27 protein-coding genes are annotated in these 22,992 nt (G+C 45.8%); 20 read left to right on the top strand and 7 right to left on the bottom strand.

Annotated features, from left to right (window positions below):
- Positions 1–103: 103 nt before the first annotated feature.
- Complete coding sequence (locus KNQ07_RS02840; protein ID WP_214764726.1) at positions 104–652, bottom strand: hypothetical protein; 549 nt, start codon at positions 650–652, stop codon at positions 104–106.
- A 270-nt stretch (positions 653–922) separates the two neighbouring features.
- On the opposite strand from KNQ07_RS02840, the gene KNQ07_RS02835 reads away from it, so the two are divergent.
- Both KNQ07_RS02835 and KNQ07_RS02830 read left to right on the top strand, forming a co-directional pair.
- Entirely contained in the window at positions 923–2,023 is a 1,101-nt protein-coding gene (locus KNQ07_RS02835) for an NAD(P)/FAD-dependent oxidoreductase (protein ID WP_251139428.1), read from the top strand.
- A 100-nt stretch (positions 2,024–2,123) separates the two neighbouring features.
- The gene (locus KNQ07_RS02830) at positions 2,124–2,462 is read left to right on the top strand and encodes a hypothetical protein (RefSeq protein ID WP_214764724.1); all 339 of its coding nucleotides are present in this window, start codon (positions 2,124–2,126) and stop codon (positions 2,460–2,462) included.
- A 95-nt stretch (positions 2,463–2,557) separates the two neighbouring features.
- Here the strand turns inward: KNQ07_RS02830 and egtD are convergent, their stop codons facing one another.
- The 4 genes from egtD to KNQ07_RS02810 all read right to left on the bottom strand — a co-directional run bounded on the left by egtD (position 2,558) and on the right by KNQ07_RS02810 (position 6,707).
- Positions 2,558–3,520, bottom strand: coding sequence for an L-histidine N(alpha)-methyltransferase (gene egtD, locus KNQ07_RS02825; protein WP_214764723.1), 963 nt, complete (start codon positions 3,518–3,520; stop codon positions 2,558–2,560).
- Positions 3,521–4,792, bottom strand: coding sequence for an ergothioneine biosynthesis protein EgtB (gene egtB / locus KNQ07_RS02820; protein ID WP_214764722.1), 1,272 nt, complete (start codon positions 4,790–4,792; stop codon positions 3,521–3,523).
- Positions 4,793–4,927: 135 nt separating this feature from the next.
- Complete coding sequence (gene guaC / locus KNQ07_RS02815; protein ID WP_285801089.1) at positions 4,928–5,911, bottom strand: GMP reductase; 984 nt, start codon at positions 5,909–5,911, stop codon at positions 4,928–4,930.
- A gap of 253 nt (positions 5,912–6,164) precedes the next feature.
- On the bottom strand, positions 6,165–6,707 hold the full coding sequence (locus KNQ07_RS02810) for a GNAT family N-acetyltransferase (protein ID WP_214764720.1): 543 nt from the start codon (positions 6,705–6,707) through the stop codon (positions 6,165–6,167).
- Positions 6,708–6,864: 157 nt separating this feature from the next.
- Between KNQ07_RS02810 and KNQ07_RS02805 the strand changes: the two genes are divergently transcribed.
- The 9 genes from KNQ07_RS02805 to KNQ07_RS02765 all read left to right on the top strand — a co-directional run bounded on the left by KNQ07_RS02805 (position 6,865) and on the right by KNQ07_RS02765 (position 13,098).
- Positions 6,865–7,119 carry an RNA polymerase sigma factor gene (locus KNQ07_RS02805; RefSeq protein ID WP_214764719.1) on the top strand — a complete coding sequence of 85 codons (255 nt, stop codon included), beginning with the start codon at positions 6,865–6,867 and terminating at the stop codon, positions 7,117–7,119.
- Between the two features lie 283 nt (positions 7,120–7,402).
- Positions 7,403–7,603 carry a cold-shock protein gene (locus tag KNQ07_RS02800; protein WP_012370557.1) on the top strand — a complete coding sequence of 67 codons (201 nt, stop codon included), beginning with the start codon at positions 7,403–7,405 and terminating at the stop codon, positions 7,601–7,603.
- A gap of 376 nt (positions 7,604–7,979) precedes the next feature.
- A complete protein-coding gene (locus KNQ07_RS02795; RefSeq protein ID WP_012370558.1) occupies positions 7,980–8,180 on the top strand; it encodes a cold-shock protein in 201 nt (66 codons plus the stop codon).
- Between the two features lie 204 nt (positions 8,181–8,384).
- On the top strand, positions 8,385–8,585 hold the full coding sequence (locus tag KNQ07_RS02790) for a cold-shock protein (protein ID WP_012370557.1): 201 nt from the start codon (positions 8,385–8,387) through the stop codon (positions 8,583–8,585).
- Between the two features lie 204 nt (positions 8,586–8,789).
- On the top strand, positions 8,790–8,990 hold the full coding sequence (locus tag KNQ07_RS02785) for a cold-shock protein (RefSeq protein ID WP_012370558.1): 201 nt from the start codon (positions 8,790–8,792) through the stop codon (positions 8,988–8,990).
- Positions 8,991–9,078: 88 nt separating this feature from the next.
- The gene (locus KNQ07_RS02780) at positions 9,079–9,465 is read left to right on the top strand and encodes a nuclear transport factor 2 family protein (RefSeq protein WP_214764718.1); all 387 of its coding nucleotides are present in this window, start codon (positions 9,079–9,081) and stop codon (positions 9,463–9,465) included.
- Between the two features lie 195 nt (positions 9,466–9,660).
- Complete coding sequence (gene serC, locus KNQ07_RS02775) at positions 9,661–10,725, top strand: 3-phosphoserine/phosphohydroxythreonine transaminase (protein ID WP_214764717.1); 1,065 nt, start codon at positions 9,661–9,663, stop codon at positions 10,723–10,725.
- On the top strand, positions 10,726–11,883 hold the full coding sequence (locus KNQ07_RS02770) for a phosphoglycerate dehydrogenase (RefSeq protein WP_214764716.1): 1,158 nt from the start codon (positions 10,726–10,728) through the stop codon (positions 11,881–11,883).
- A 12-nt stretch (positions 11,884–11,895) separates the two neighbouring features.
- Complete coding sequence (locus KNQ07_RS02765) at positions 11,896–13,098, top strand: DUF1015 domain-containing protein (protein ID WP_214764715.1); 1,203 nt, start codon at positions 11,896–11,898, stop codon at positions 13,096–13,098.
- A gap of 68 nt (positions 13,099–13,166) precedes the next feature.
- Here the strand turns inward: KNQ07_RS02765 and KNQ07_RS02760 are convergent, their stop codons facing one another.
- Positions 13,167–14,951 (bottom strand): glycoside hydrolase family 13 protein, encoded by a 1,785-nt coding sequence (locus KNQ07_RS02760; RefSeq protein ID WP_214764714.1) that lies wholly within the window; start codon positions 14,949–14,951, stop codon positions 13,167–13,169.
- Positions 14,952–15,154: 203 nt separating this feature from the next.
- On the opposite strand from KNQ07_RS02760, the gene KNQ07_RS02755 reads away from it, so the two are divergent.
- The gene (locus KNQ07_RS02755) at positions 15,155–15,868 is read left to right on the top strand and encodes a YebC/PmpR family DNA-binding transcriptional regulator (RefSeq protein WP_012370564.1); all 714 of its coding nucleotides are present in this window, start codon (positions 15,155–15,157) and stop codon (positions 15,866–15,868) included.
- A gap of 321 nt (positions 15,869–16,189) precedes the next feature.
- The gene (locus tag KNQ07_RS02750; RefSeq protein ID WP_214764713.1) at positions 16,190–16,483 is read left to right on the top strand and encodes a hypothetical protein; all 294 of its coding nucleotides are present in this window, start codon (positions 16,190–16,192) and stop codon (positions 16,481–16,483) included.
- Between the two features lie 45 nt (positions 16,484–16,528).
- On the opposite strand, the gene KNQ07_RS02745 is transcribed toward KNQ07_RS02750, so the two are convergent.
- Positions 16,529–16,801 carry a hypothetical protein gene (locus KNQ07_RS02745; RefSeq protein ID WP_012370566.1) on the bottom strand — a complete coding sequence of 91 codons (273 nt, stop codon included), beginning with the start codon at positions 16,799–16,801 and terminating at the stop codon, positions 16,529–16,531.
- A 350-nt stretch (positions 16,802–17,151) separates the two neighbouring features.
- On the opposite strand from KNQ07_RS02745, the gene KNQ07_RS02740 reads away from it, so the two are divergent.
- The 7 genes from KNQ07_RS02740 to mnhG are packed head-to-tail and all read left to right on the top strand — an operon-like array spanning position 17,152 to position 22,944.
- Positions 17,152–19,557 carry a Na+/H+ antiporter subunit A gene (locus KNQ07_RS02740; protein WP_214764712.1) on the top strand — a complete coding sequence of 802 codons (2,406 nt, stop codon included), beginning with the start codon at positions 17,152–17,154 and terminating at the stop codon, positions 19,555–19,557.
- Positions 19,554–19,994, top strand: a complete 441-nt coding sequence (locus tag KNQ07_RS02735) for a Na(+)/H(+) antiporter subunit B (protein ID WP_012370568.1) — start codon at positions 19,554–19,556, stop codon at positions 19,992–19,994. Before KNQ07_RS02740 ends, KNQ07_RS02735 begins: the two co-directional genes overlap by 4 nt.
- Positions 19,995–19,997: 3 nt before the next feature.
- Positions 19,998–20,339, top strand: coding sequence for a Na(+)/H(+) antiporter subunit C (locus KNQ07_RS02730; RefSeq protein WP_012370569.1), 342 nt, complete (start codon positions 19,998–20,000; stop codon positions 20,337–20,339).
- On the top strand, positions 20,332–21,816 hold the full coding sequence (locus KNQ07_RS02725) for a Na+/H+ antiporter subunit D (RefSeq protein ID WP_214764711.1): 1,485 nt from the start codon (positions 20,332–20,334) through the stop codon (positions 21,814–21,816). Before KNQ07_RS02730 ends, KNQ07_RS02725 begins: the two co-directional genes overlap by 8 nt.
- A 3-nt stretch (positions 21,817–21,819) precedes the next feature.
- A complete protein-coding gene (locus KNQ07_RS02720) occupies positions 21,820–22,296 on the top strand; it encodes a Na+/H+ antiporter subunit E (RefSeq protein WP_012370571.1) in 477 nt (158 codons plus the stop codon).
- The gene (locus tag KNQ07_RS02715) at positions 22,296–22,580 is read left to right on the top strand and encodes a Na(+)/H(+) antiporter subunit F1 (RefSeq protein ID WP_012370572.1); all 285 of its coding nucleotides are present in this window, start codon (positions 22,296–22,298) and stop codon (positions 22,578–22,580) included. Before KNQ07_RS02720 ends, KNQ07_RS02715 begins: the two co-directional genes overlap by 1 nt.
- On the top strand, positions 22,564–22,944 hold the full coding sequence (mnhG, locus tag KNQ07_RS02710; protein ID WP_012370573.1) for a monovalent cation/H(+) antiporter subunit G: 381 nt from the start codon (positions 22,564–22,566) through the stop codon (positions 22,942–22,944). Before KNQ07_RS02715 ends, mnhG begins: the two co-directional genes overlap by 17 nt.
- The last annotated feature ends 48 nt before the right edge of the window (positions 22,945–22,992 follow it).

Genomic DNA, 22,992 nt, shown 5'->3' with positions numbered 1-22,992 from the left:
AATTAGGCTACCTGACACCGAAAAAATACGGTGTACTGGCAGCCTAATCAAGGTGTTTTATATGTGTCTCATATTGCTAGGTCAGTCTATACAGTCCCTTCCTTTATCCTCGTTCGAAGTAAAAGCCACTCCAGTAAACATGACGATACGTAAATTCTTTACCGCTTTTTGTCGTCACGAGCATTTCATCTTCCGAGACGACAGCAATCTTAACCGGCGTTTCCCCGTGATCCGTCAAGAAGTTTAGAATCTCTAGATGACGATTCAACCACAACCGGCGACGGAACCAACGGAACCGACTAAACGCAGCTGTAAAGTGTAGGATCGATAACAGCATGATGATCATACCGAACGGTAACGGTACATCAAACAACGCAATTAAATAAAAATCAGCAACGATTAAAAAGACGGATAATCCCATCTCGGTCATTTCCATAAAGGAAGCTTTATACGTGGCAAAGTACGTCATGACACGAAATAAAACAATGACCGTCAAATATGGTACAAAATAAAGACGAAAAATGTTGTCCGACCCACTATTGACATACATGAGCAAGGGCAGGAAGAAGAGCAACTTCCAAATTAGGATGGCGGAATAAAACAAAGTGTGATCCGTGTAGCGTTTGCGTACGATGGCGCGACTAATGTTCATTGCCTTCCCCTCCTTCAGTGATGACTACATGTTCGAGTCGATGATGTCGGGTTCTGATGCCTATAAGGGTATGTTTCCTCATTGAAGCGTTTCTAATCGTATATTTCGTGTGAAATATCGGTTTATATTCAGTATACGAAATATTTTGATAAAAAGTTTTACTTTCCCATCATTCCCCATATTTATAATGTGCTGCCTCATCAAAATTTGTCGATTTTGATTTTTTTCTTTACACTTGATAAAGATCACTTTGGAAATGAGATGAAAAACATGTACAGCCACATCATTGTCGGTGCCGGAATCCTCGGAACATCGACCGCTTATCATTTAGCAAAACAAGGAGCAAATGTCCTCCTCGTCGACCGGAAAGAAGCCGGACGTGCCACACATGTCGCAGCCGGTATCATCTGTCCCTGGATGACACAGCGACGAAATAAAGCCTGGTACCGCCTCGCCAATAACGGAGCCCATTACTACGATAAGTTGATCCCGGAACTGGAGGCGCTCGGCGAAACAACGACAGGCTATCAAAAAGTCGGAACCATCGCCTTGCATGAAACATCAAAAATCGAAAAAATGCAGATGATTGCGGAAAATCGTTTCCCGGAAGCACCGGCCATTCAACGCATCGAACGATTGACGGCTGATCAGGTCCGGTCGATGTTTCCTTTGATTGAGTTCGTCGAAGATGCTCTGTTCGTCTCAGGAGGCGCCCGTGTCGACGGTCGTGCCTTACGGGCTGCCATGGAACGCGGAGCGATCAAACACGCGGCTACCGTCCTTGAAGCGGACGCCTCGCTGGTCGTCGTCGACGGTCACGTTCAAGGGGTTCAAATCGGTCAGGACATCCACTATGCCGATCAGGTCATCTTGACTGCAGGTGTCTGGGTCAACGAGTTACTTGAACCGTTGCAAACAAAACTTGATATTCGTGCCGAAAAAGGACAGATTCTTCATCTGGATATCTCGAGTGACCAGTCGAAAGAATGGCCCGTCATCATGGGACAGCGCGGTTTATATCTCGTCTCGATCGAGGACGGCAAACTCGCACTCGGTTCGACACATGAAAAACAACTCGATTATAACCTTCAGCCGACCGTCAAAGGCATGTACGCCTTGTTGACTCGCGCCATTCCCGTTGCACCGGTACTCGAAGAAGCCAACATTAATGAGATGCGTGTTGGTCTCCGCCCGTATACAAGTAATTCCTTACCTGTCATCGGCAGGCTGGCGAATCATCCGAATGTTTTAATCGCTAACGGTCTCGGAGCCTCCGGCCTAACGATTGGTCCGTATCTCGGTCAAGAGTTGGCGAAACTGGCACTCGATCAGGAGTTAGAAATTGATTTGAACGATTATCTTTTACAGTAACCTGTTCACGGTTTACGTATTATCATCTGTATAGTAGATATACCCTTTACAAAACAAGAACAAACGTTCTTTTAATTTGACGTATGAAGGAGTTCTGGATGTGCATCCGATAAAAGCTATGGTGACCCTTAAACAATTTGAAGCGTTGGACATTCGTGTCGGCACTATCCGTTCCCTCAGCTTTTCAGACACTCAAGCAAACTTATTAGTTCTGTCGGTTGTGTTTGAAGATTTTCAGCAATCCGTCTTTCTGGATTGGAAAGAAACACGTTTCGAGTACGAAGAAATCATCGGGAAACAAGCTTTGATCCTGCTCAACGTTCCCGGCATCGTCGCCGGTACGACCGGTCGTGTATTGGAACTCGGGACACGGGATCATCTGATGCCGGTACTCGCCTGTCCGGAACATCCGATCCCTGACGGCAGTCGCTTAAGTTAACACTGTCTGAACCTCCGGTCTGACTTAAAAAAAGAAGGAATCGCCATCAAAGATGCGCAATTCCCTCTTTTTTCGTTTACGAACGGAAAGATAAGTCAGACCCGTGTTTTTTCCAAGTAGTGCACGCTGAAATGATGCTGCGGATCCGTGAAACATCTGATTGGTGTAAATCCGTTTTGCTTGGCCAACCATTGAAACTCTTCCTGACTGTACTTATAAGAATTTTCCGTATGAATTGTTTCGTCCTTTTTAAAGGTAAACCGCTGATCGGCAATCGTGACGATTTGATCGATTCGACTTTTCAGATGCATTTCAATCCGTCCCTGCTGTTCATTATAAAAAGCGACATGCTCGAATAGGTCGACGTCAAACGTTCCATTGAGCGATCCGTTGATATGCCGTAAAATGTTTAAGTTAAACTGAGCCGTGATGCCTGCTTGATCGTTATAAGCCGCATGAAGCACACTGGCTTCTTTTTTTGTATCAATTCCAATCAGGAAGCCGTCTCCCTTCTCCAGTAATTGACTGGACTGTTGTAAAAAGTCGGCTGCTTCCTGCGGATGGAAGTTCCCGATGGTCGAACCGGGAAAGAAAATTACCTTTTTCTGTTTTTCCTCGACGGGTAGAAGTAAAGGCGCGGAATAATCGCCGCAAACCGCTTTAATCCGGAGTGACGGATAATCTTTCGACAATTGATGCGCGGATTGAATTAAAAAATCTTTGGAAATATCAATCGGCATATATTGTTCCAACTGATGAAGGGAGCTGAGTAAACTTTTGATTTTACGGCTGCTGCCGCTCCCATACTCAATCAAGGTATGAACGGGTCCGATACAATCTGCGATAGCGGATTGGTACTCGGATAAAATGTCGATTTCCGTCCGTGTCAAATAATACTCCGGCTGTTGTGTAATCTGTTCGAACAATTCGGAACCGGTTTGGTCATAAAAATATTTTGCCTGCAATACCTTTTGAGGTTGTGCCAAACCGTGCAACACTTCCTGCAGCATGTTCTGCTGATCCGTATACATATCAAAACTTTCGATCCGTTGCCGCATTTAAAGATCACCCGCCAATCGGAAGCCGCTGAACTGCCAACGTTTATCCGGCGGGAAAAAGTTCCGGTACGTCGCTCGGATATGGTCACCCGGGGTCACACATGCTCCGCCGCGAAGAACCATTTGGTTACACATGAACTTGGCATTGTATTCTCCGAGCGCGCCTTCGAGCGGGCGGCTCTTCGGATACGGGGCATAGGCGCTCGCCGTCCACTCCCAGACGTCACCAAACATACCGTGTATCGCGTGGTCCGTATCCGAAACCGAACGCGGATGAAAGGATCCCTGTTCCATGAAGTTTCCTTGTTGAGCGACTTGCCGTCCGACATATTCCCATTCGGCTTCTGTCGGCAGACGTTTACCGCACCACCGGCTGTATGCATCTGCTTCATAAAAACTGACATGGCATACCGGTTCATCCCATTGCAACGGTTCAACACCGTTTAAGGTAAAGATCGACCAGTCTTCCTGTTGATCTTTCATCCAGTACAGAGGTGCCTTCCATTGTTGTTGCTTGACGACTTGGAAACCGTCCGACAGCCAATATTCGGACTGTTCATATCCTCCCGCCTCGATGAAGGCTAAAAACTCACGATTGGTGACGGGGCGTGTCCCCAATTCAAAGGGTTCGAGCCAGACTTTATGCACCGGACTTTCATTATCAAAAGCAAATCCGCGACCGTCATGACCAATTTCAACGAGTCCACCCTCAAATCGTGTAAACTCAAGTGACAGAGAATGATCAGTTTCAGTACGCTCGACTTGTCGCGTCTGATAAGCCGGTAACAACGGATTGGTAAAGAAATTATATTTTACATCCATCAGAATCAACTCTTGATGCTGCTGTTCATGTTGCAACCCCATTTCAATCAATTGCTCGATCTTCTGTTGAAGCGATGTGTCCCGTTCTTCCTGTAAAAATGTCAGGACAGCCTGATCGACGTGTTTACGATAAGCAATGACATCCTTAACTGTCGGACGGGACAACACACCCCGCTGATGACGGGGTTGATAAGGACCAATTGAATTATAGTATGAGTTAAATAAATAGTTATATGCGGGATGAAAAACTTGATACGTATCAGCATATTCTTGAAGAATCATTCGTTCAAAGAACCAAGTCGTATGGGCAATATGCCATTTTGGCGGACTGACGTCAGAACTTGCCTGAATCACAAAATCCTCTTGCTCTAACGGTTCAATCAACGTAAGTGTCTGGTTCCTGACTGTATAAAATTTGTCTGCTAAGTAGGTTGTTGTTTCCTGACTCAACGCTTTCACTCCCTTTATTATGAAATATTCTGAAAATATACACTATTATCTTTACCCCTTATCAGTCAAAGTAAGCGCTCTCATAAATATAAAAAAAACGGAACAAGACCTGGGATAGGCCTTACTCCGATCTCTTTAGTAAACTTTATCACCATTAAAGATTGAATTTTTAACCACTACATAATCAACTGTTCGAATGGCTTGCAATTTATTACCGCCGGCATATGAAATCGCCGATTGTAAATCTTGTTCCATCTCAGTTAACGTATCAGATAAACTGCCTTTGAATTCAACGAACATTTTTTTACCTTCAACGTTTTTCTTTTCACCTTTTTGAAATTCCGAAGCCGAACCAAAATATTCCTTCACTTGAAGACCGTCAACTTCCTGCATTTCACCCGGTGACTCTTCGTGTCCGGCAAATAAGGAACCGATCATCACCATCGTTGCCCCGAACCGGACTGATTTGGCAATATCTCCATGTGTCCGGATTCCACCATCTGCGATGATTGGTTTGCTGGCGGCCTTCGCACACCATCTTAATGCGGCTAATTGCCAGCCGCCGGTACCGAAACCTGTTTTGATTTTCGTAATACAGACTTTCCCCGGTCCGATCCCGACTTTTGTAGCGTCTGCGCCGGCATGTTCCAGTTCGCGGACCGCTTCCGGAGTACCGACATTACCTGCGATGACAAAACTTTCCGGTAGTATTTGTTTGATATGTTGAATCATCCGGATGACTGCTTCTGAGTGTCCGTGGGCAATATCAATCGTGATATATTCCGGTGTCAATCCTTCTTGCGCCAACGTTTCGATGAACATATATTCTTCTGTTTTCACACCGACACTGATCGAAGCAATCAATCCCCGCTGTTGCATCTCGCGAACGAAGTTCAGTCGCGTTTCCGGCTCGAACCGGTGCATGATATAAAAATAGCCGTTTTCAGCCAGAAAAGTTGCGATTTTTTCATCGATGATTGTTTGCATATTGGCTGGAACGACAGGTAATTTAAAGCGTCGTCCTCCAAATTCAACCGTCGTATCACACTCTGAACGACTTCCGACGATCGATTTAGCTGGAATCAATTGAATATCTTCATAATCAAATACTACATCCATCATTAACACCCCAAATAACGAATATTTTTTATAAATAGTTTCTTAATGTTCGCACTATAATACTATAACGAACGATTAAAGGTTTGTCAAAAATATTTTGCTAAAAAGCATACTTTTTACCTTTAAATTTATTTAATGTTCGTCTTTTAAATCAAAAAACCCCTCAGAGAACAATTTAAGAGGTGTTTTTCATAAAAATAGAATCTATTCCTTTTTTTCAACATGTTCAGAAAAAAACTTAACCGATATTGGTTCAATCGAATAGAAATTCTTCTTTCAACAATGCAAATAAAATAAAATCTTCCCATGCTCCGTTAATATACAAACTTTTTTTAGCAAGGCCTTCTCTTCTGAACCCTACTTTTTCCAACACACGGATGGAACCAATATTTTCCGGCATGACCTCTGCCCGCAACCGGTGAAACTGATGCGTCTCGAACAAAATTCTTGCGGCTTGTCGGACCGCTTCTGCCATGATCCCTTTCCCGTTATGTTCCCGGTCCAATTGGTATCCGATCATACAGGTCTCTGCCGGAAACCGTTCGACGAATACAGCAGATACATCACCGATCAGTTGATTGTTTTCCGTTAAAAACACTCCAAAGGCATACGAGCAGTCCGACAAGCTGTTTTCCATCATCTGTTCGATTCGTTCTTGTTGTTTTGTCAACGTGTAAGCATTTGCTTGCGGTTTCACCGGCATCCAGTATTCAAAATGTAATTGATTTTTTACGTTTAACTCGAGCAGCTGTTCTGCATCAGACAGCTGGTACGGGCGAAGAAAAATAGTTCCCATGATTAATTTCCTCCATTAAAAAATAGTATAAATTCATAATTCTTCAACTTTAGACAGTTAAAGCGTTTGACAATTCGTTTTTCGGGAAAAATATAAAAACCTGAATAAGTAACAAAGTGTTTACAGAGGGGATGTAAACCATGAAAAGGAGGAGAGCATGCGTACAGATACAGAATTATTCAAACAAATCGAATTAAAAAATAAGCAAGCTCTCGAAGCGTTGTACGACCGTTACGAGAAATCCTTATACTTATTCCTTACACGTATGTTAAATGACGAAAACAGAGTCCAACTTACTTTAAGACAAATCTTTCAGGATGTTTGGACAAGTCCTAATCAATACCCATCCATTCACGGTTATTTGATCAAAGCCGTGAAACAAGCTCGATCGCAACGCGAACCGATTCATTAATTCTTCTTTTACGATGTATCTCTTCTATAGAAGAAGATGATTGATGTTATAGATATTCGAAAAATTTAAATAAATCCCTTTATCTTTTAAAGATCAGTTTGATAATTTTAGGGAGAACTTCTACTTTTTTTGTTTATTACTTCCTTTTTCTATTTAGTTATGGTACATTATAATCAATTATTGTTGTTCGGTGGAGATGCAAAGTTTACACTTTCGACTCGATGAAATTGATCACAGTAGTAATAATTTAGTGTGACTTAGTCATACGCAGGAGGCAACACACATGGAACAAGGTAAAGTAAAATGGTTTAACGCAGAAAAAGGTTTTGGCTTCATCGAACGTGAAAGCGGCGACGACGTTTTCGTTCACTTCTCAGCTATCCAAACAGACGGTTTCAAATCACTTGACGAAGGTCAAGAAGTTTCGTTTGAAGTTGAAGAAGGCCAACGCGGACCGCAAGCAACTAACGTTACTAAACTTTAATTTTCTTAGAGGATTCGCTGATGCGGATCCTCTTTTTTTATCAAAATTAGACGAGAATACTCCCACTTTTTAACATTCAGGTCGAAGCCCTAGTGCGAGTGGGAGTATTCTCGTCTTCGGGCAAAGCGTGTCTTGCGACACATCAATTTTCGACCGCTCGGTTGGATAACTCAGGAATCTACTACCTCTTAATGAAGCGTAAGTAGAGTTAATTCAATCTTTTTTGCCTATCCCTATCTTTTTATATCTCGTCATGGTATATTATGAACAATTATTGTTGTTCGGTGGAGATATGAAGGTTACACTTTTGACTCGATGAAATTGATCACGGTAGTAATAATCAGTGTGACTTAGTCATACGCAGGAGGTAACACACATGGAACAAGGTACAGTAAAATGGTTTAACGCAGAAAAAGGTTTTGGCTTCATCGAACGTGAAAACGGCGACGACGTTTTCGTTCACTTCTCAGCTATTCAAACAGACGGTTTCAAATCACTTGACGAAGGTCAAGAAGTTTCGTTTGAAGTTGAAGAAGGCCAACGCGGACCACAAGCAACTAACGTTACTAAACTTTAATTTTCCTGAGAGGAAGCGCAGCTGCGTTTCCTCTTTTTTTTAATTTTCTTTTAATCTCCCCTATCTTTTTTAAACTGAACATGGTATATTATTAAGTAATTATTGTTGTTCGGTGGAGATACAAAGGTTACACTTTTGACTCGATGAAATTGATCACGGTAGTAATAATCAGTATGACTCAGTCATGCGCAGGAGGCAACACACATGGAACAAGGTAAAGTAAAATGGTTTAACGCAGAAAAAGGTTTTGGCTTCATCGAACGTGAAAGCGGCGACGACGTTTTCGTTCACTTCTCAGCTATTCAAACAGACGGTTTCAAATCACTTGACGAAGGTCAAGAAGTTTCGTTTGAAGTTGAAGAAGGCCAACGCGGACCACAAGCAACTAACGTTACTAAACTTTAATTTTCCTGAGAGGAAGCGCAGCTGCGTTTCCTCTTTTTTTTAATTTTCTTTTAATCTCCCCTATCTTTTTTAAACTGAACATGGTATATTATTAAGTAATTATTGTTGTTCGGTGGAGATACAAAGGTTACACTTTTGACTCGATGAAATTGATCACGGTAGTAATAATCAGTATGACTCAGTCATGCGCAGGAGGCAACACACATGGAACAAGGTACAGTAAAATGGTTTAACGCAGAAAAAGGTTTTGGCTTCATCGAACGTGAAAACGGCGACGACGTTTTCGTTCACTTCTCAGCTATTCAAACAGACGGTTTCAAATCACTTGACGAAGGTCAAGAAGTTTCGTTTGAAGTTGAAGAAGGCCAACGCGGACCACAAGCAACTAACGTTACTAAACTTTAATTTTCCAAGACTCTGCTGTTGCAGGGTCTTTTTTGTTTGATTTTTCTTTGAACGGACTGTTCATTCTAAGACCGAAAGGATGATATTCATGGAACCATCAGCTAAACACCTTCAACTGCAAACACTCTTGAGCGAGCGCCATGCTTACTTGATGGAAGGAAACCGAGAAGCGATGCACCAGCTGCTTTCAAGTGATTTCTCATTCATTGACGGTCAGGGACGGCAGTTTGATGCTGAGACGTATCTCGATCATTATGTCGATTCGGACCAAATCCAATGGAGTAATCAAGTCAGTGAGTCGATGGTTGTCGAAGTCTTCGAGACGACGGCTCTCGTCCAGGAAATCGTCGAAGATCATTTTTCATACGGTCGCAGCATGTACGTCGGCCGCTTCCGAAGTGCTTCACTTTATCACTGGACAAACGAAGGATGGAAATGGCATTTTCACCAGCTAACGCCTCTTGACCCTTCTTAAGAACAATATGCTGTCCGGATTTCCCGATAGGACCAGTCACTCCACAGGAGGACTGGTTTTTTTGATGCACGGATTGATTCGTCCTCCCCTTTCGGAAACTTCATCTTATACTCGAAATGAAGTTTGATAAACTGTTTTCATTCCGTTACACTTTAGTTGTGAATATTTTCTGAAAATTATTGGAGGCGGAATGCGATGACTGTATTTAACTTTTCAGCCGGTCCGGCAGTCCTACCGGTACCGGTCTTACTTAAAGCTCAATCCGAGCTTCTGAATTATCAAGGGTCTGGACAATCCGTTTTGGAATTGAGTCACCGTTCCGGCTTATTTGAACATATCATTCAGGAGACAGAGTCTCTGCTTCGGGAGCTTCTCCAAATTCCAGATCATTACCGTGTCTTGTTTTTACAGGGCGGTGCAACCCTTCAATTTTCCATGTTACCGCTTAATTTAGCGACCGTCCGTCAGCGCGTCGACTTTATCGATACCGGAAGTTGGTCTCAAAAAGCGATGCAGGATGCCGAGGCTTTTGTTCAGACCAATATCGTCGCCTCCTCAAAAGCGGACCGCTATCGTTCGATCCCGACCGATACAATCCGTTCTGACGCCGATTATCTGCATATCACCTGGAATAATACACTCGAAGGAACGACGTTTACTTCGGTTCCAACAGTCGATGTCCCGTTAGTGGCAGATTTCTCCTCCTCCATCTTGTCGGAACCGATCGATGTCAGTCAGTTTGACGTAATATATGCCGGGGCTCAAAAAAATCTGGGATCGGCCGGGATGACGCTTGTCATCATAAAGGAGGATCTGTTACAACGAACACCGGACCGTTTAGGATCCTATTTACGGTACGACATGCATGCTGCTCATCATTCTTTATACAATACACCACCCACATACAGCATCTATTTGACGAAACTGGTCCTCGAATGGATCAAAGAACAGGGATTCGACACAATCGTCGAGCGTAACCGCAAGCAGGCCGCTTCCCTGTATGCTTACTTGGACCAATCTGCCTTATTCTCAAATCCTGTTGCTGTACAGGATCGAAGCCGAATGAATATTCCTTTTACAACCGGTCAAACGGAGTTAGATGAACAATTCCTGCAATTTGCAGAACGTCATCAGCTCGTGAATTTAAAAGGACATCGTTCTGTCGGAGGAATGCGTGCCAGTCTTTATAACGCAATGCCGACGGCGGGCGTCGATGCCCTGATTGCCATATTAGAACGATTTGAACAGGGGGAACGGTAAATGCATCATGTACAACTATGGAATGACGTGTCGGAAAAAGGTTTAAAACGCTTCACCGACCACTATGTCGTCAAACAAGACATCGAAGCCGCTGACGCTTTTCTCGTCCGCAGCAAAGATTTACACGGCATGAAGTTCCCGCCTTCCTTAAAAGCGGTCGCCCGCGCCGGTGTCGGTGTCAACAACATCCCGCTCGACCAATTGGCGAATCGGGGAATTCCTGTTTTCTCGACCCCTGGCGCAAATGCCAACGCCGTGAAAGAACTGGTCATCGCAAGCTTGTTCCTGACTGCCCGGAAATTAATCCCAAGCATCTTATGGACCAACAACCTGCGTGGACCGGACATCCCGGAACGGATTGAAGCGAACAAAAAACAATTTGCTGGTACGGAGTTACTCGGAAAACGAATCGGCATCGTCGGACTCGGTGCGATTGGAGCGAGTTTAGCGAATACACTGCACGAACTCGGGATGACGGTTTCCGGCTACGATCCACATATGTCCGTCGAATCCGCATGGCGTGTCTCAAATCAGGTTCACCGCGTTACCAATCTTGAAGAATTGCTTGCGACAAGTGATTACATTACACTCCACTTGCCGTTGATTGATTCCACCCAACATCTGCTCGATGAACGGTTACTCGGAAAAGTCAAACAAGGGGCAACATTACTCAATTTTTCCCGTGGTGAATTAATTGAAGAACAGGCTTTGGCAACGGTGTTGAAATCAGGCCGGTTGTCTAACTATGTGACTGATTTTCCGAATGCCTTTATTCTTTCTCTTCCCCGTGTCATTCCGTTGCCGCATATCGGCGCCTCAACGGCGGAAGCAGAAGAAAATTGTGCCATCATGGCTGTCGATCAATTGAAGCTGTTCCTTGAGACCGGCAACATCCGGAATGCGGTGAACTTCCCGTCCGTCGAATTGCCGTATGCCGGTAAACGTCGCCTGACGATTGCCCATCAAAATATTCCGAACATGGTCGGTCAAATCGCCTCTGTCCTTGCGACCGAACAAATCAATATCGCCAATATGATCAACGGCAGTAAGGATGGCATCGCCTATACGATCATCGATATCGATAACCATCTGGATGAAACGATTTCACTGGAACAATTAAACGCCATCCCCGGTGTACTGAAAACAAGACTACTTTAAGGAGCGATGACCATGCCTACGTTTGAACCTTTCCATGCCTTGCGACCTGATCCGAAATATGCAGAAGCGTTCTCGTCTCTCCCGTACGATGTCTTCAATCGGGCGGAGGGACGGTTGGAAGTCCGCCGTCGTCCATTGTCTTTTTTACGAATCGACAAGGCCGAAGTGACGTTACCGGACTTGATTGATGATCATGATTCGCGTGTATATCAACAAGCAGCCCTTCATTTCAAGGAAGCGATTGAACGCGGAATTCTCCTGACCGATGACGTCGAAAGTTATTATCTCTATCGCCTGACCGACGGGACGCATACGCAGACCGGCTTTGTCGGTTGTGTCTCTGTCGCGGACTATGACCAAGGTATCATTCGGAAACACGAATTCACGCGACCGGATAAAGAACGGGACCGCGTCCGTCACGTTCAGTCGCTCGCTGCCCATACCGGCCCGATTTTACTGGCCCATCATCCGGATGAGGAACTGAATCGCATCGTCTCGGAACAGACGAATCAATCCCCGCTTTATCACTTCACCGCTGAAGACGGGATTGAGCATACCATCTATAAAATTACGGACCGCGATGCGATGATGACGATCGGCAGCCAGTTTGCCCGTCACGATCACCTGTATATTGCTGACGGTCATCACCGGGCTGAAGCCGCTTCACAAGTTGCCCGGCTGAATCCTCATGAAGATGCCGGTTTGTTTCTCGCCGTTTCCTTTTCAAGTGATCAATTGAACATTCAAGGCTATCATCGTGTCGTCGAAGATTTATACGGTCAGTCGGTTGATGACTTGCTCGAAAGAATCAGTAGCCGGTTCAACGTGACCGAAGGACGTGCGACGGAAACCAAAAAACACCGTTTCGAAATGTATGTCAAACAAAAATGGTATACATTGGATTACGAGAAAAATCGTGGGTCCGTCAAGGAAGATCTCGATGTCGCAATTCTGCAGGACGAATTATTGACGCCATTCCTCGGAATTGAAGACCCTCGAACAGATGCACGGATTCAGTTCGTCGGCGGCGTCCGCGGATATGACGGACTCGAGCAACTGGTCGATCAGGGAACGATGGCCGTCGCATTCCACCTTCATCCGACGAGCTTAAACGAACTGATGGCGGTCGCTGACGCAGGTGAAGTCATGCCGCCGAAATCGACGTGGTTTGAACCTAAACTAAGAAGCGGTTTGCTGATTCACCCGTTTTTCTGATTTTTTCCAAATAACAAAAACATCCGTTCAAGAAATTAATTTTTCCTGAACGGATGTTTTTGATTTGGTTATGTTGTTTCCACCCGTAGAATTTTTCCGGACAGCGGACGTACTGTGACGGTTCCCAAGTACCGTTGTCCGTCCATTAAATCAACCGCTGCTTCGCACAATTCGAAGCGGATTTCTTCTGAACCATTGTTAAATCCAATCAAATAGGTCGCTTCATCAGACTGACGACGAACGAGGAAACTCGCCGTCTCATCATCCATTTGTTCGAATTGATAGCCGCTCGCGTTGGCGAGACCGGGGTGCGATTTCCGTAAATCAACCAACTTTGTGATATACGCCAAGAGATCCCTGTCCTGTTCCGCCGGATCCCAGACCATACACTTCCGGTTATCCGGATCCTGACCGCCTGTCATACCGATTTCATCTCCGTAATAAATGACCGGACTTCCCGTGAACGTCAGCAGGGACAGCATCAACAGTTTCATCCGGTCACGGTCCCCATTCGCCCGCGTCAAGGCACGAGGTGTATCATGCGAATCCACCAGATTGAACATCACTTCGTTGACGTTCATCGTATTGCTGTTCAGATTCCGAACGATTGCATGACTGAACTCAGACGCCGTACTTTCGTTCGTCGCAAAAAATGTTAAGAAAGCTTCCGTCAATCCGTAGTTCATGACCGCATCGAACTGATCGCCAAGTAACCACGGTTGCGAATCTGTCCAACACTCGCCGACGATATAGGCTTCCGGATTCGCTGCCCGGACTTCACGCCGGAACTCACGCCAAAAAGCATGATCCACTTCACTCGCGACATCCAGTCGCCATCCGTCGACGTCGAATTCTTCCACCCAGTAACGCCCGACTTTTAACAAGTACTCTTTTACATCAGGGTGCGCCGTATTAAGTTTCGGCATATTTCCTTCGAAGGCAAATACTTCATAATTCGGCACCGGTGTCGATTGGACCGGGAACGAGTCCATCATAAACCAATTCGCATACTGCGACTCTTTGCCATGCGCAATGACGTCTTGGAAGGCCGGATGATCCACGCTGACGTGATTAAAGACAGCGTCCAGTAAAATCCGAATCCCATTTTGGTGGAGCAACTGAATCATTTCCCGGAACGTCTCTTCTGTCCCAAAGGCCGGATCGAGACGTAAATAATCTAACGTATCATATTTATGATTCGACGGTGCGACGAAGACCGGACAAAAATAAATTCCGGTAATCCCCAGGTCTTTTAAGTAATCGATATGATCAATCACCCCTTGGAAATCGCCTCCGAAATGATTGTCAAACGCAGGTGCCTCGGCACCCCACGCGATGGTATCCGGACGATCATTCGTCAAATCTCCGTTCGCGAACCGATCCGGAAAGATTTGATACCAGACGGTGTCTTTGACCCATGACGGCGCATTAAATACATCGACCGCATTCATATATGGGACGGCAAAGTAGTAGCCCGGATGATCGAGCGGTACTTCATCGTACCAGCCGCGTTCTGTATAGACGGCGGATTCACCGTTCGCATGAACGTTAAAGCCGTAGCGGACCCGCTTCTTTTTCGGACGGATGGCAACAAACCAAAAATCATGTGTCGCATCCGATCCGGCAAACGTCATTTCTGCCGTCTCCGTTTTCCAAAATTTTTCTTTATCCGGATCAAAATTCCAGTCCCGATCTTCCTCTTTTTCTGCATCCCATTCATAAGGATCCCCCTGGATCAATTCAACACGGTCCACGTCCCCTTTGGCCGACATCAAGCGGATATGAACCGTTTCTTGATCGTATGTATAGACATACGGAGACAGGGCCCGGTGAAACACAGCTGCTTTATTCATAAGTCCCTCCCCTTTCATCCTCTTCATTTCATCTTCTTTTACTTCCCGATTTCAGACTGTATGTAAACGTCAATCGCGAAAAAACAGCTGATTTGCTATCTTTTCAGTTTAGCAATCAACAACTTATGCGGTATACTGATGAAGCAGAAGGAACCAAGCAGTTCCTAACTAATTCGAAGTCATGTGAAAGCGAGTGGATTCTGATGGGTCGTAAATGGAATAACATTAAAGAAAAAAAGGCGTCGAAAGACAAAAACACTAGTCGCGTCTATGCGAAGTTCGGCCGGGAGATTTATGTGGCCGCTAAACAAGGTGAGCCGGATCCGGAATCCAATCAGGCATTAAAAGTGGTTCTCGAGCGTGCGAAGACGTATAGTGTCCCTCGCGCCATCGTTGATCGCGCCATCGAAAAAGCAAAAGGCGGCGCGGAAGAAAACTTTGACGTCTTGCGGTATGAAGGATTTGGACCAAGCGGTTCCATGGTCATCGTCGAGACACTGACGAACAACGTCAACCGAACAGCATCTGACGTCCGGGCTGCTTTTGGTAAGAACGGCGGGAACATGGGGGTCAGCGGATCAGTCGCTTACATGTTTGATGCGACAGCCATCTTTGCGTTTGAAGGCAAGACGGCAGACGATATTTTAGAGCTGATGATGGAAGCGGATATCGATGTCCGTGACATCTTGGAAGAAGAGGAATCGGTCATCATCTATGCCGAGCCGGAACAGTTCCATGCGGTTCAAGAGACATTAAAAGAGGCAGGAATCACTGACTTCTCAGTTGCTGAACTCGTCATGCTTGCGCAAAACGAAGTGACGTTATCTGACGAAGACGTCCAACAGTTCGAAAAAATGATTGATGCGCTCGAAGACCTCGAAGACGTCCAACAGGTCTATCACAACGTCGAACTTTGATCGTCGATTCATCCATCAGCCGGTTCTCATACCGGCTTTTATACACAAAAAGGAATCGGATGCACATCCGATTCCTTTTTGTGTAACTTCCGTTCGTCCGTATAGATGAACAGTTCCGTTTCCTGACTCAGCTGACGCCCATCGTCCGGATGGTCACGCGCTGTCAGGATTAATGATAAAGTATGAAACGCGTTTCATATCAACCTAAAAAAAGATTCTTTTTAAAGGTTTAATTTTTGAATATAATGGGAAAAGACATACTCGATACTGATAGGTGATGGTTTTTTAAATCACGTGCTTTTCACATAAGGAGGAAATGGTATGTCTTATTCATTGATTGAAACTTTTAAACGAATCGTAAGTGAAGCCAATCGCTTCAACCGGGTTGATTTCGGCGGTTATGATATCTATATGCAAGCAAATGACGGACGAACGATCACGGCCAAAATTCGTTTTGACGGCGGTGGTCAAGATCAAAATGAAGCGTATCTGTTCCTTGAATCGAGTACCGGTCACAGTCGGATGACGACACTGACTTTACATCAATTCGAACATCTCTCTTCCTATGCTGCACACAGCGAGCGGATTCAAGCGCTCGTTTCGACAAGTGCTTAATTCTTTATATGACAACACGCTCCCCAATTGGAGAGCGTGTTTTTTTTACTGGTTTTCTTCTTTTTCGAGGCGTTCCAGTTCAGCATGTGTTTGCGGAAACCCATTGGCTTGCCAATCCGCACGATGAATGGAATCGAGTTGTGTTAATCCGACTTCCGTTTCATCTTTCTTTGCGTCGACGCTTTGCTGACGGTCGAGTGCAGTCGGATCACTGAATCCTTGCGACGAATTCCCTGCTTGCTTATAACGTTTGATGGCTAACGCAGATAAGGCTGCGAGTCCACCAATAACCAAACCTTGTTTAAATGACTTTTTCATGACGGCACCTCTGTTCGCTGAATTTTTAGACTTTATTGGTTTTCCCTGAAAAAGACTATTGTAATCAAATTTCCGCCGTCTTCAAAAAATTTTTCGAACTTTTTTTCCTGTTTTTCTGCCGTGTTCCTACATATTTAATAATTTATTCAAAAACCGCTTTCCTGCACTACCTCAAGAAGGTTCGGGTCATGCAGAGAGCCGAAATCTACGTTATACTTTTAACAGATGCTTCATGAGAATCGAATGATTGGATAAAAAAGGACTCGTCACAAGCACGACTGCTCGCTTGCGTACTGCGTCCTTCTTTCATTTTTTCGATGAAATGAACGATATGAAAAGGAGGGAATCATGTGTCATTGCTTCATTTGGCAATCTTGTTGCCGCTACTCGTCAGTCTCTTCATTCCATTGCTGTATAAAAAAATTCGTTCGGTGCACACAGGCTGGTTCGTCCTGCTTGTTCCGCTGACGCTCGTCGCTTACTTCAGTCAATTTCTCAGCCAGACGATGGCCGGAAAAACAGTCGTTGCGACGATGAAATGGATTCCTTCGCTCGATATCAATTTCGTGGCTTACGTCGACGGTCTTGGTTTACTGTTCGCGTTATTGATTACCGGAATCGGTTCGCTCGTCGTGCTGTATTCCATCTATTATCTCGATGCCAAAAAAGAAGCTCTTCATAATTTTTATGTGTACCTGCTCCTGTTCATGACGGCGATGCTCGGAATCGTCTTGTCCGACAATATGATCGTCATGTATCTGTTCTGGGAATTAACATCGATTTCGTCCTTCCTCTTAATCGGTTATTGGTACGAACGGGAACGCTCCCGTTACGGCGCCCAAAAGTCGATGCTCATCACCGTTTTCGGTGGTTTGTCGATGCTTGGCGGGATTTCCCTGCTGTCACTCCTGTCCGGATCATTCAGCATCCGCGAATCACTTGCGACGGTCGGAAGCTATTCCGGTGATCCGCTCTTCACCGTGTCGCTTGTTCTGTTTTTACTGGCGGCTTTTACGAAATCTGCTCAGTTTCCGTTTCATATCTGGTTACCGGATGCGATGGAAGCGCCGACCCCCGTCAGTGCCTATCTGCACTCGGCCACGATGGTCAAGGCCGGTCTCTACCTAGTAGCCCGGATGAGTCCGATCTTTGCGGAAACACCGCTCTGGTTTTACCTGGTGTCGTCTGTCGGAATGTTCACACTCTTCTGGGGATCATTGAACGCCGTCAAACAGGTTGATTTAAAAGCGATTTTAGCCTATTCAACGATTTCACAACTCGGTCTGATCATGTCATTGCTCGGACTTGGAGCAGCTGCATTGCAGGTCGACATCATACCGGACAGCCTCTATACGGTTGCGACCGTCGCTGCCGTCTTCCACTTGATTAACCATGCCACCTTCAAAGGAAGTCTGTTCATGATGGCAGGAATCGTCGATCATGAGACCGGCACACGGGATATTCGGAAACTCGGCGGTTTATCACAACTGATGCCGGTGACGTTCACAATTGCGACGATCGGTACGTTATCGATGGCGGGTGTACCGCCATTCAACGGCTTCTTAAGTAAGGAAATGTTTTTGACCGGTGTCCTTCAAGTATCAGAGTCCGGCTTATTTCATCTCGATACATTCGGTCTGTTGTTCCCGTTCTTTGCTGTCATCGGCAGTATCTTTACGTTTGTCTACAGCATCCTGATTGTTTATCGGACGTTCCTTGGACCAAAACAATTGGATCAACTTCCAAAAAAACCGCATGAAGCACCGATTGGCATGTTGATTCCGCCACTCTTCCTTGTTTCCTTGGTCGTTTTGATTGGTCTGTTCCCGAACATACTGTCAAACACCTTGATTCGTCCGGCGGCGGAAGCGATTTTACCGAAAGTCATCGCAAATGGCGGGACAATTCCGGTCGAGATCAAACTCTGGCACGGATTTAATCTGGAATTGTTCTTAACTGTCCTGATCATCTCAGCCGGAACCATTTTATTCCTGACCTTGCCGAAATGGCGGTCTTTGTACCACCGGATGCCGAAACAGGTTTCACTTAATCATCAATATGATGCCCTGTTGCGCCGTGGTGAACGGACCTCGACTGCTATCCATGATACGGTCATGACCGGCTATATGCGTTCATACCTCGTGTATATCTTTGGTTTTATCGTCATTCTGGTATTATCGAGTCTTTATTTCCTCGATGCCTTCCGGTTTGATGTGAACCCACTCAGTACGGTTCATGCCTATGAAGTCGTCTTGGTCCTTGTCCTTGTCGGAAGTGCCTTATCAATTACCTTTGCCCGGTCGCGTTTGACATCGATCATCCTACTCGGTGTCGTCGGTTATACGGTCGCTCTGTTCTTCGTCTTATTCCGGGCACCTGACTTGGCGTTGACCCAGCTCGTCATCGAGACCGTCTCCGTCGCTTTGTTCCTGCTTGTGTTTTATCACATGCCGGAAATCAGCCGGAAAGAGGAACGGATTAAATTTAAACTCGGAAACGCGGCGATTTCCGCACTAGTCGGCCTAAGTGTCACACTGGTTGCGCTCGCTTCGCTCAGCCAACGGTCATTTGCTTCGATTGCCCAGTATTACATCGACAACGTGGCGGACCTTGCTGCCGGCGGAAACATGGTCAATGTCATTCTCGTCGACTTCCGTGGTTTTGATACGTTGTTTGAAATCAGTGTGCTTGCGATTGCCGGGCTCGGAATTTACGCGATGATTAATTTCCGAAAGACAGGAGGAATCGACAAATGAAAAATCCAATCAAAAAGCATACGAATGACGTCATATTGGAATCTTCGACGACATTCATCACCTTTATCATCTTTTTGTTTGCTGTCTACCTGTTTTTCGCCGGTCACTACACACCGGGCGGCGGATTTATCGGCGGTCTTGTGACCGCATCGGCACTGGTTCTCGTCCTATTGGCTTTTGACATCAAGACACTTCGGCAGATTCTTCCGATTGATTACAAACAGATGACGGCAGTCGGCATGTTGATTTCCGTGCTGACAGCGTCTGGTGCCCTGCTGTTCAACAAACCGTTTTTCACACATGCCCACGGTTACTTCAATTTACCGCTGTTTGGAAAAACATCTTTGCATACAGCGATGTTATTCGATTTAGGTGTTTATCTTGTGGTCGTTGGTGTGACAATGACAATTATTCAAACGATTGGGGAGAGTGATTAACGCATGGAAATCATCATGGCGATTGCAGCAGGCATCTTGACGATGTGTGCCGTCTATCTCATTCTTTCAAAAAGTGTCTTACGAATCATCATCGGAACCGGTTTACTCAGTCATGCTGCTCATCTGCTCGTCATGACGATGGGTGGTCTGAAGACCGGTGCCGCTCCTGTCATCAAGGACGGCATCACCCAGTATACGGATCCGCTGCCACAAGCCTTAGTCTTGACAGCGATCGTCATCAGCTTTGGTGTGACTGCATTTTTCCTTGTACTTGCTTATCGGGCTTATCAGGAACTGGGAACAGATAATCTGGAGGAAATGAAAGGAACCGATACGCATGATTAATTTACCATTACTACCGCTGTTAATTCCGCTGATTACCGGAGTCATCTTGATGCTGTTTCCAAACCGACTCCGCCTGCAACGATCGGTGTCGCTTGTTTCGACTTTCTTGACGATCGTTGCAACAATCTATCTCGTGTACAGTGTCCGAAAAGACGGCATTCTGACCGTGACACTCGGCAGCTGGCCGGCTCCGTTTGGTATTACGCTCGTGTCGGACATGTTGTCCGCCCTGCTTGTCTTAACGACCAGTCTGCTCGTCTTTTTTGTCATCTGGTATTCAATGTATTATTTGTCCGACTTGCACCAACGGTTTTATTATTACATCGCCGTCCAATTTTTATTGCTCGGTGTCAACGGTGCCTTCACGACAGGTGATATTTTCAACATGTTCGTCTTTTTCGAAGTATTTCTGATCTCGTCTTACGTACTGATTGTTCTCGGCGGCAAGCCGGCTCAACTTCGGGAGTCGTTGAAGTATTTGTTGATTAACGTCATTTCGTCCGCCTTGTTCGTCATGACCGTCGCCTTTTTATACGGGGTCATCGGTTCACTCAGCATGGCTGATATTTCACAAAAGATCACTGAAATCAATCAACCCGGTATCCTAAGCGTCATCGCGGTTCTGTTTTTAATTGTCTTTGGCTTAAAGGGCGCCATCTTCCCGTTGTACTTTTGGCTTCCCGGTTCGTATCAAGTGCCGCCGACACCTGTTCTTGCCCTGTTTGGTGCCTTGCTGACAAAAGTTGGTGTCTACGGTATCTTACGGACATACAGTCTGTTCTTCTCACACCAGCAACAGTTCACGCATCAACTGCTCGGTTGGCTGGCGCTCGCAACGATCGTCATCGGTGTCATCGGGGCACTTGCGACACGTGATGTGAAACAGATTCTGATTTACAACATCATCGTTGCGGTGGGTGTCATCTTGTACGGCGTCTCTGTCATGACCCGGCAGTCGCTTGAAGGTGCCGTCTTCTACCTGATTCACGACATGCTGATCAAAGCTGCGTTATTCCTGTTGATTGGTGTGATGATTGGTATTGCCGGATCCAGCCGCTTAAAAGATATGGGTGGTATGATCAAGGACTATCCGTTGCTTGGCTGGACGTATTTCATTGCGGCATTATCACTTGCCGGCATTCCACCGCTCAGCGGATTCATCGGGAAACTGTTGATCGTCCGCGGTGGTTTTGAAGCCGGCGATCTCGTTGGTCCGTTCGTCGTCTTGATTTCGAGTCTGCTTGTGCTTTATTCCGTGATGCAGATTTTCATCCGCGGCTTCTGGGGGACACCGAAAACTTACAGCGGTCCAAAACGCCATCTGACCAAACAGTTGCTGGCTCCTGCACTCGCTTTAGTCGCAATGACCGTTTTATATGGAATCGGAACGGAAGCCGTCCGTCCGCTCATCTCGCAAGCTGTCGATCCGCTAGTTGATCCGACACTCTATATCCAAGCTGTACTGAAGGAGGATTAACCTATGCCGTTTCAGTTATTACTCAATATCTTGCTTGCATTCCTCTGGATGTTTCTTGCTAACTCCTTCTCCGCCTCATCGTTCATCATCGGCTACTTACTCGGTTTGATTGCGATGTTCGCGATGCGGCGAGGGTTCAGCACCCGGTTTTATATTGGACCGTTCATCGCCTTGATCCGATTGTTCATTCGGTTTTTGTATGAACTGGTCGTCGCGAATTTGGAAGTGTTGTCCATCATTTTAAAGCCACGCCTCGACATTAAACCGGGGATTTTCGCCTATGAGACAGAACTCGAACACAATTGGCAGATTACATTGCTGTCACTGTTGATTACGTTGACCCCCGGAACGTTGGTCGTCGATATCTCGGACGATAACAAGACATTGTACATCCATGCTCTGCACATGCCGGAAGCGGATGATGCAGTGGCCTCGATCCGAAACAGTTTTGAGAAAGCCATCCTGGAGGTGAGCCGCTGATGTTAGAGACGATTTTATTCATTGCCTTAGGAGGCGTCTTCCTATCCATGCTCGGTTTATTTTACCGGGTCATTAAAGGACCGTCCGTAGCCGACCGGGTCATCGCCCTTGACTCGATCGGAATCAGCCTGATTTCCGTCGTCGGTCTCGTCTCAATTATTCTTCGGACGAGTAACTACCTCGAAGTCATTTTGTTGATCGGGATTTTAGCCTTTATCGGGACGGTCGCCTTCTCGAAATTCATCGAGAAAGGAGAGATCATCGAACGTGACCGCAATCAGTGATTTTTTTGTAGCTGCCTTTGCATTGATCGGAGCATTTTTTAGCCTCGTGACGGCACTTGGCCTTATCCGGTTACCTGACCTCTATACACGTGCGCATGCCGCCTCCAAGAGTGCAACACTCGGCGTCATGAGTATTCTTATCAGCGTCATCATCTATTTCGTCGCTGAAGACGGATTTTTCTCGTCCCGAGTCGTACTCGGCATCCTGTTTGTCTTAATCACAGCACCGATTGGCGGACATTTAATTGCCCGTGCCGCCTATTACAGTGATGTTCCGCTTTGGAAAGGTTCGGTTCAGGATGACCTTGCCAAAAATCCGGAGCATGTCACCCCTAAAAAACGACCTGCTCCTAAATTAAAATGAGCCCAGTTCTTTTTCTCTACGAGCACAAAAAAACGGATGCGACCGTTC

Origin of the sequence: Exiguobacterium sp. s145, assembly GCF_018618835.1 — a bacterium.
In the GTDB taxonomy this organism is placed as follows: domain Bacteria; phylum Bacillota; class Bacilli; order Exiguobacteriales; family Exiguobacteriaceae; genus Exiguobacterium_A; species Exiguobacterium_A artemiae.
Note: the sequence above shows the minus strand (reverse complement) of the source record. Positions and strands in the feature narration are given on the sequence as shown.

Coding starts and splice junctions, on each gene's coding strand:
- KNQ07_RS02790 (WP_012370557.1), top strand. CDS start 8,385: ATGGAACAAGGTAAAGTAAAATGGTTTAACGCAGAAAAAGGTTTTGGC.
- KNQ07_RS02725 (WP_214764711.1), top strand. CDS start 20,332: ATGATTAATTTACCATTACTACCGCTGTTAATTCCGCTGATTACCGGA.
- KNQ07_RS02810 (WP_214764720.1), bottom strand. CDS start 6,707: ATGGGAACTATTTTTCTTCGCCCGTACCAGCTGTCTGATGCAGAACAG.
- egtD (WP_214764723.1), bottom strand. CDS start 3,520: ATGCGGCAACGGATCGAAAGTTTTGATATGTATACGGATCAGCAGAAC.
- KNQ07_RS02765 (WP_214764715.1), top strand. CDS start 11,896: ATGCCTACGTTTGAACCTTTCCATGCCTTGCGACCTGATCCGAAATAT.
- KNQ07_RS02755 (WP_012370564.1), top strand. CDS start 15,155: ATGGGTCGTAAATGGAATAACATTAAAGAAAAAAAGGCGTCGAAAGAC.
- KNQ07_RS02795 (WP_012370558.1), top strand. CDS start 7,980: ATGGAACAAGGTACAGTAAAATGGTTTAACGCAGAAAAAGGTTTTGGC.
- KNQ07_RS02715 (WP_012370572.1), top strand. CDS start 22,296: ATGTTAGAGACGATTTTATTCATTGCCTTAGGAGGCGTCTTCCTATCC.
- KNQ07_RS02770 (WP_214764716.1), top strand. CDS start 10,726: ATGCATCATGTACAACTATGGAATGACGTGTCGGAAAAAGGTTTAAAA.
- KNQ07_RS02840 (WP_214764726.1), bottom strand. CDS start 652: ATGAACATTAGTCGCGCCATCGTACGCAAACGCTACACGGATCACACT.
- KNQ07_RS02800 (WP_012370557.1), top strand. CDS start 7,403: ATGGAACAAGGTAAAGTAAAATGGTTTAACGCAGAAAAAGGTTTTGGC.
- KNQ07_RS02735 (WP_012370568.1), top strand. CDS start 19,554: ATGAAAAATCCAATCAAAAAGCATACGAATGACGTCATATTGGAATCT.
- serC (WP_214764717.1), top strand. CDS start 9,661: ATGACTGTATTTAACTTTTCAGCCGGTCCGGCAGTCCTACCGGTACCG.
- KNQ07_RS02750 (WP_214764713.1), top strand. CDS start 16,190: ATGTCTTATTCATTGATTGAAACTTTTAAACGAATCGTAAGTGAAGCC.
- KNQ07_RS02760 (WP_214764714.1), bottom strand. CDS start 14,951: ATGAATAAAGCAGCTGTGTTTCACCGGGCCCTGTCTCCGTATGTCTAT.
- KNQ07_RS02780 (WP_214764718.1), top strand. CDS start 9,079: ATGGAACCATCAGCTAAACACCTTCAACTGCAAACACTCTTGAGCGAG.
- KNQ07_RS02805 (WP_214764719.1), top strand. CDS start 6,865: ATGCGTACAGATACAGAATTATTCAAACAAATCGAATTAAAAAATAAG.
- KNQ07_RS02730 (WP_012370569.1), top strand. CDS start 19,998: ATGGAAATCATCATGGCGATTGCAGCAGGCATCTTGACGATGTGTGCC.
- KNQ07_RS02835 (WP_251139428.1), top strand. CDS start 923: ATGTACAGCCACATCATTGTCGGTGCCGGAATCCTCGGAACATCGACC.
- KNQ07_RS02785 (WP_012370558.1), top strand. CDS start 8,790: ATGGAACAAGGTACAGTAAAATGGTTTAACGCAGAAAAAGGTTTTGGC.
- KNQ07_RS02745 (WP_012370566.1), bottom strand. CDS start 16,801: ATGAAAAAGTCATTTAAACAAGGTTTGGTTATTGGTGGACTCGCAGCC.
- KNQ07_RS02720 (WP_012370571.1), top strand. CDS start 21,820: ATGCCGTTTCAGTTATTACTCAATATCTTGCTTGCATTCCTCTGGATG.
- guaC (WP_285801089.1), bottom strand. CDS start 5,911: ATGGATGTAGTATTTGATTATGAAGATATTCAATTGATTCCAGCTAAA.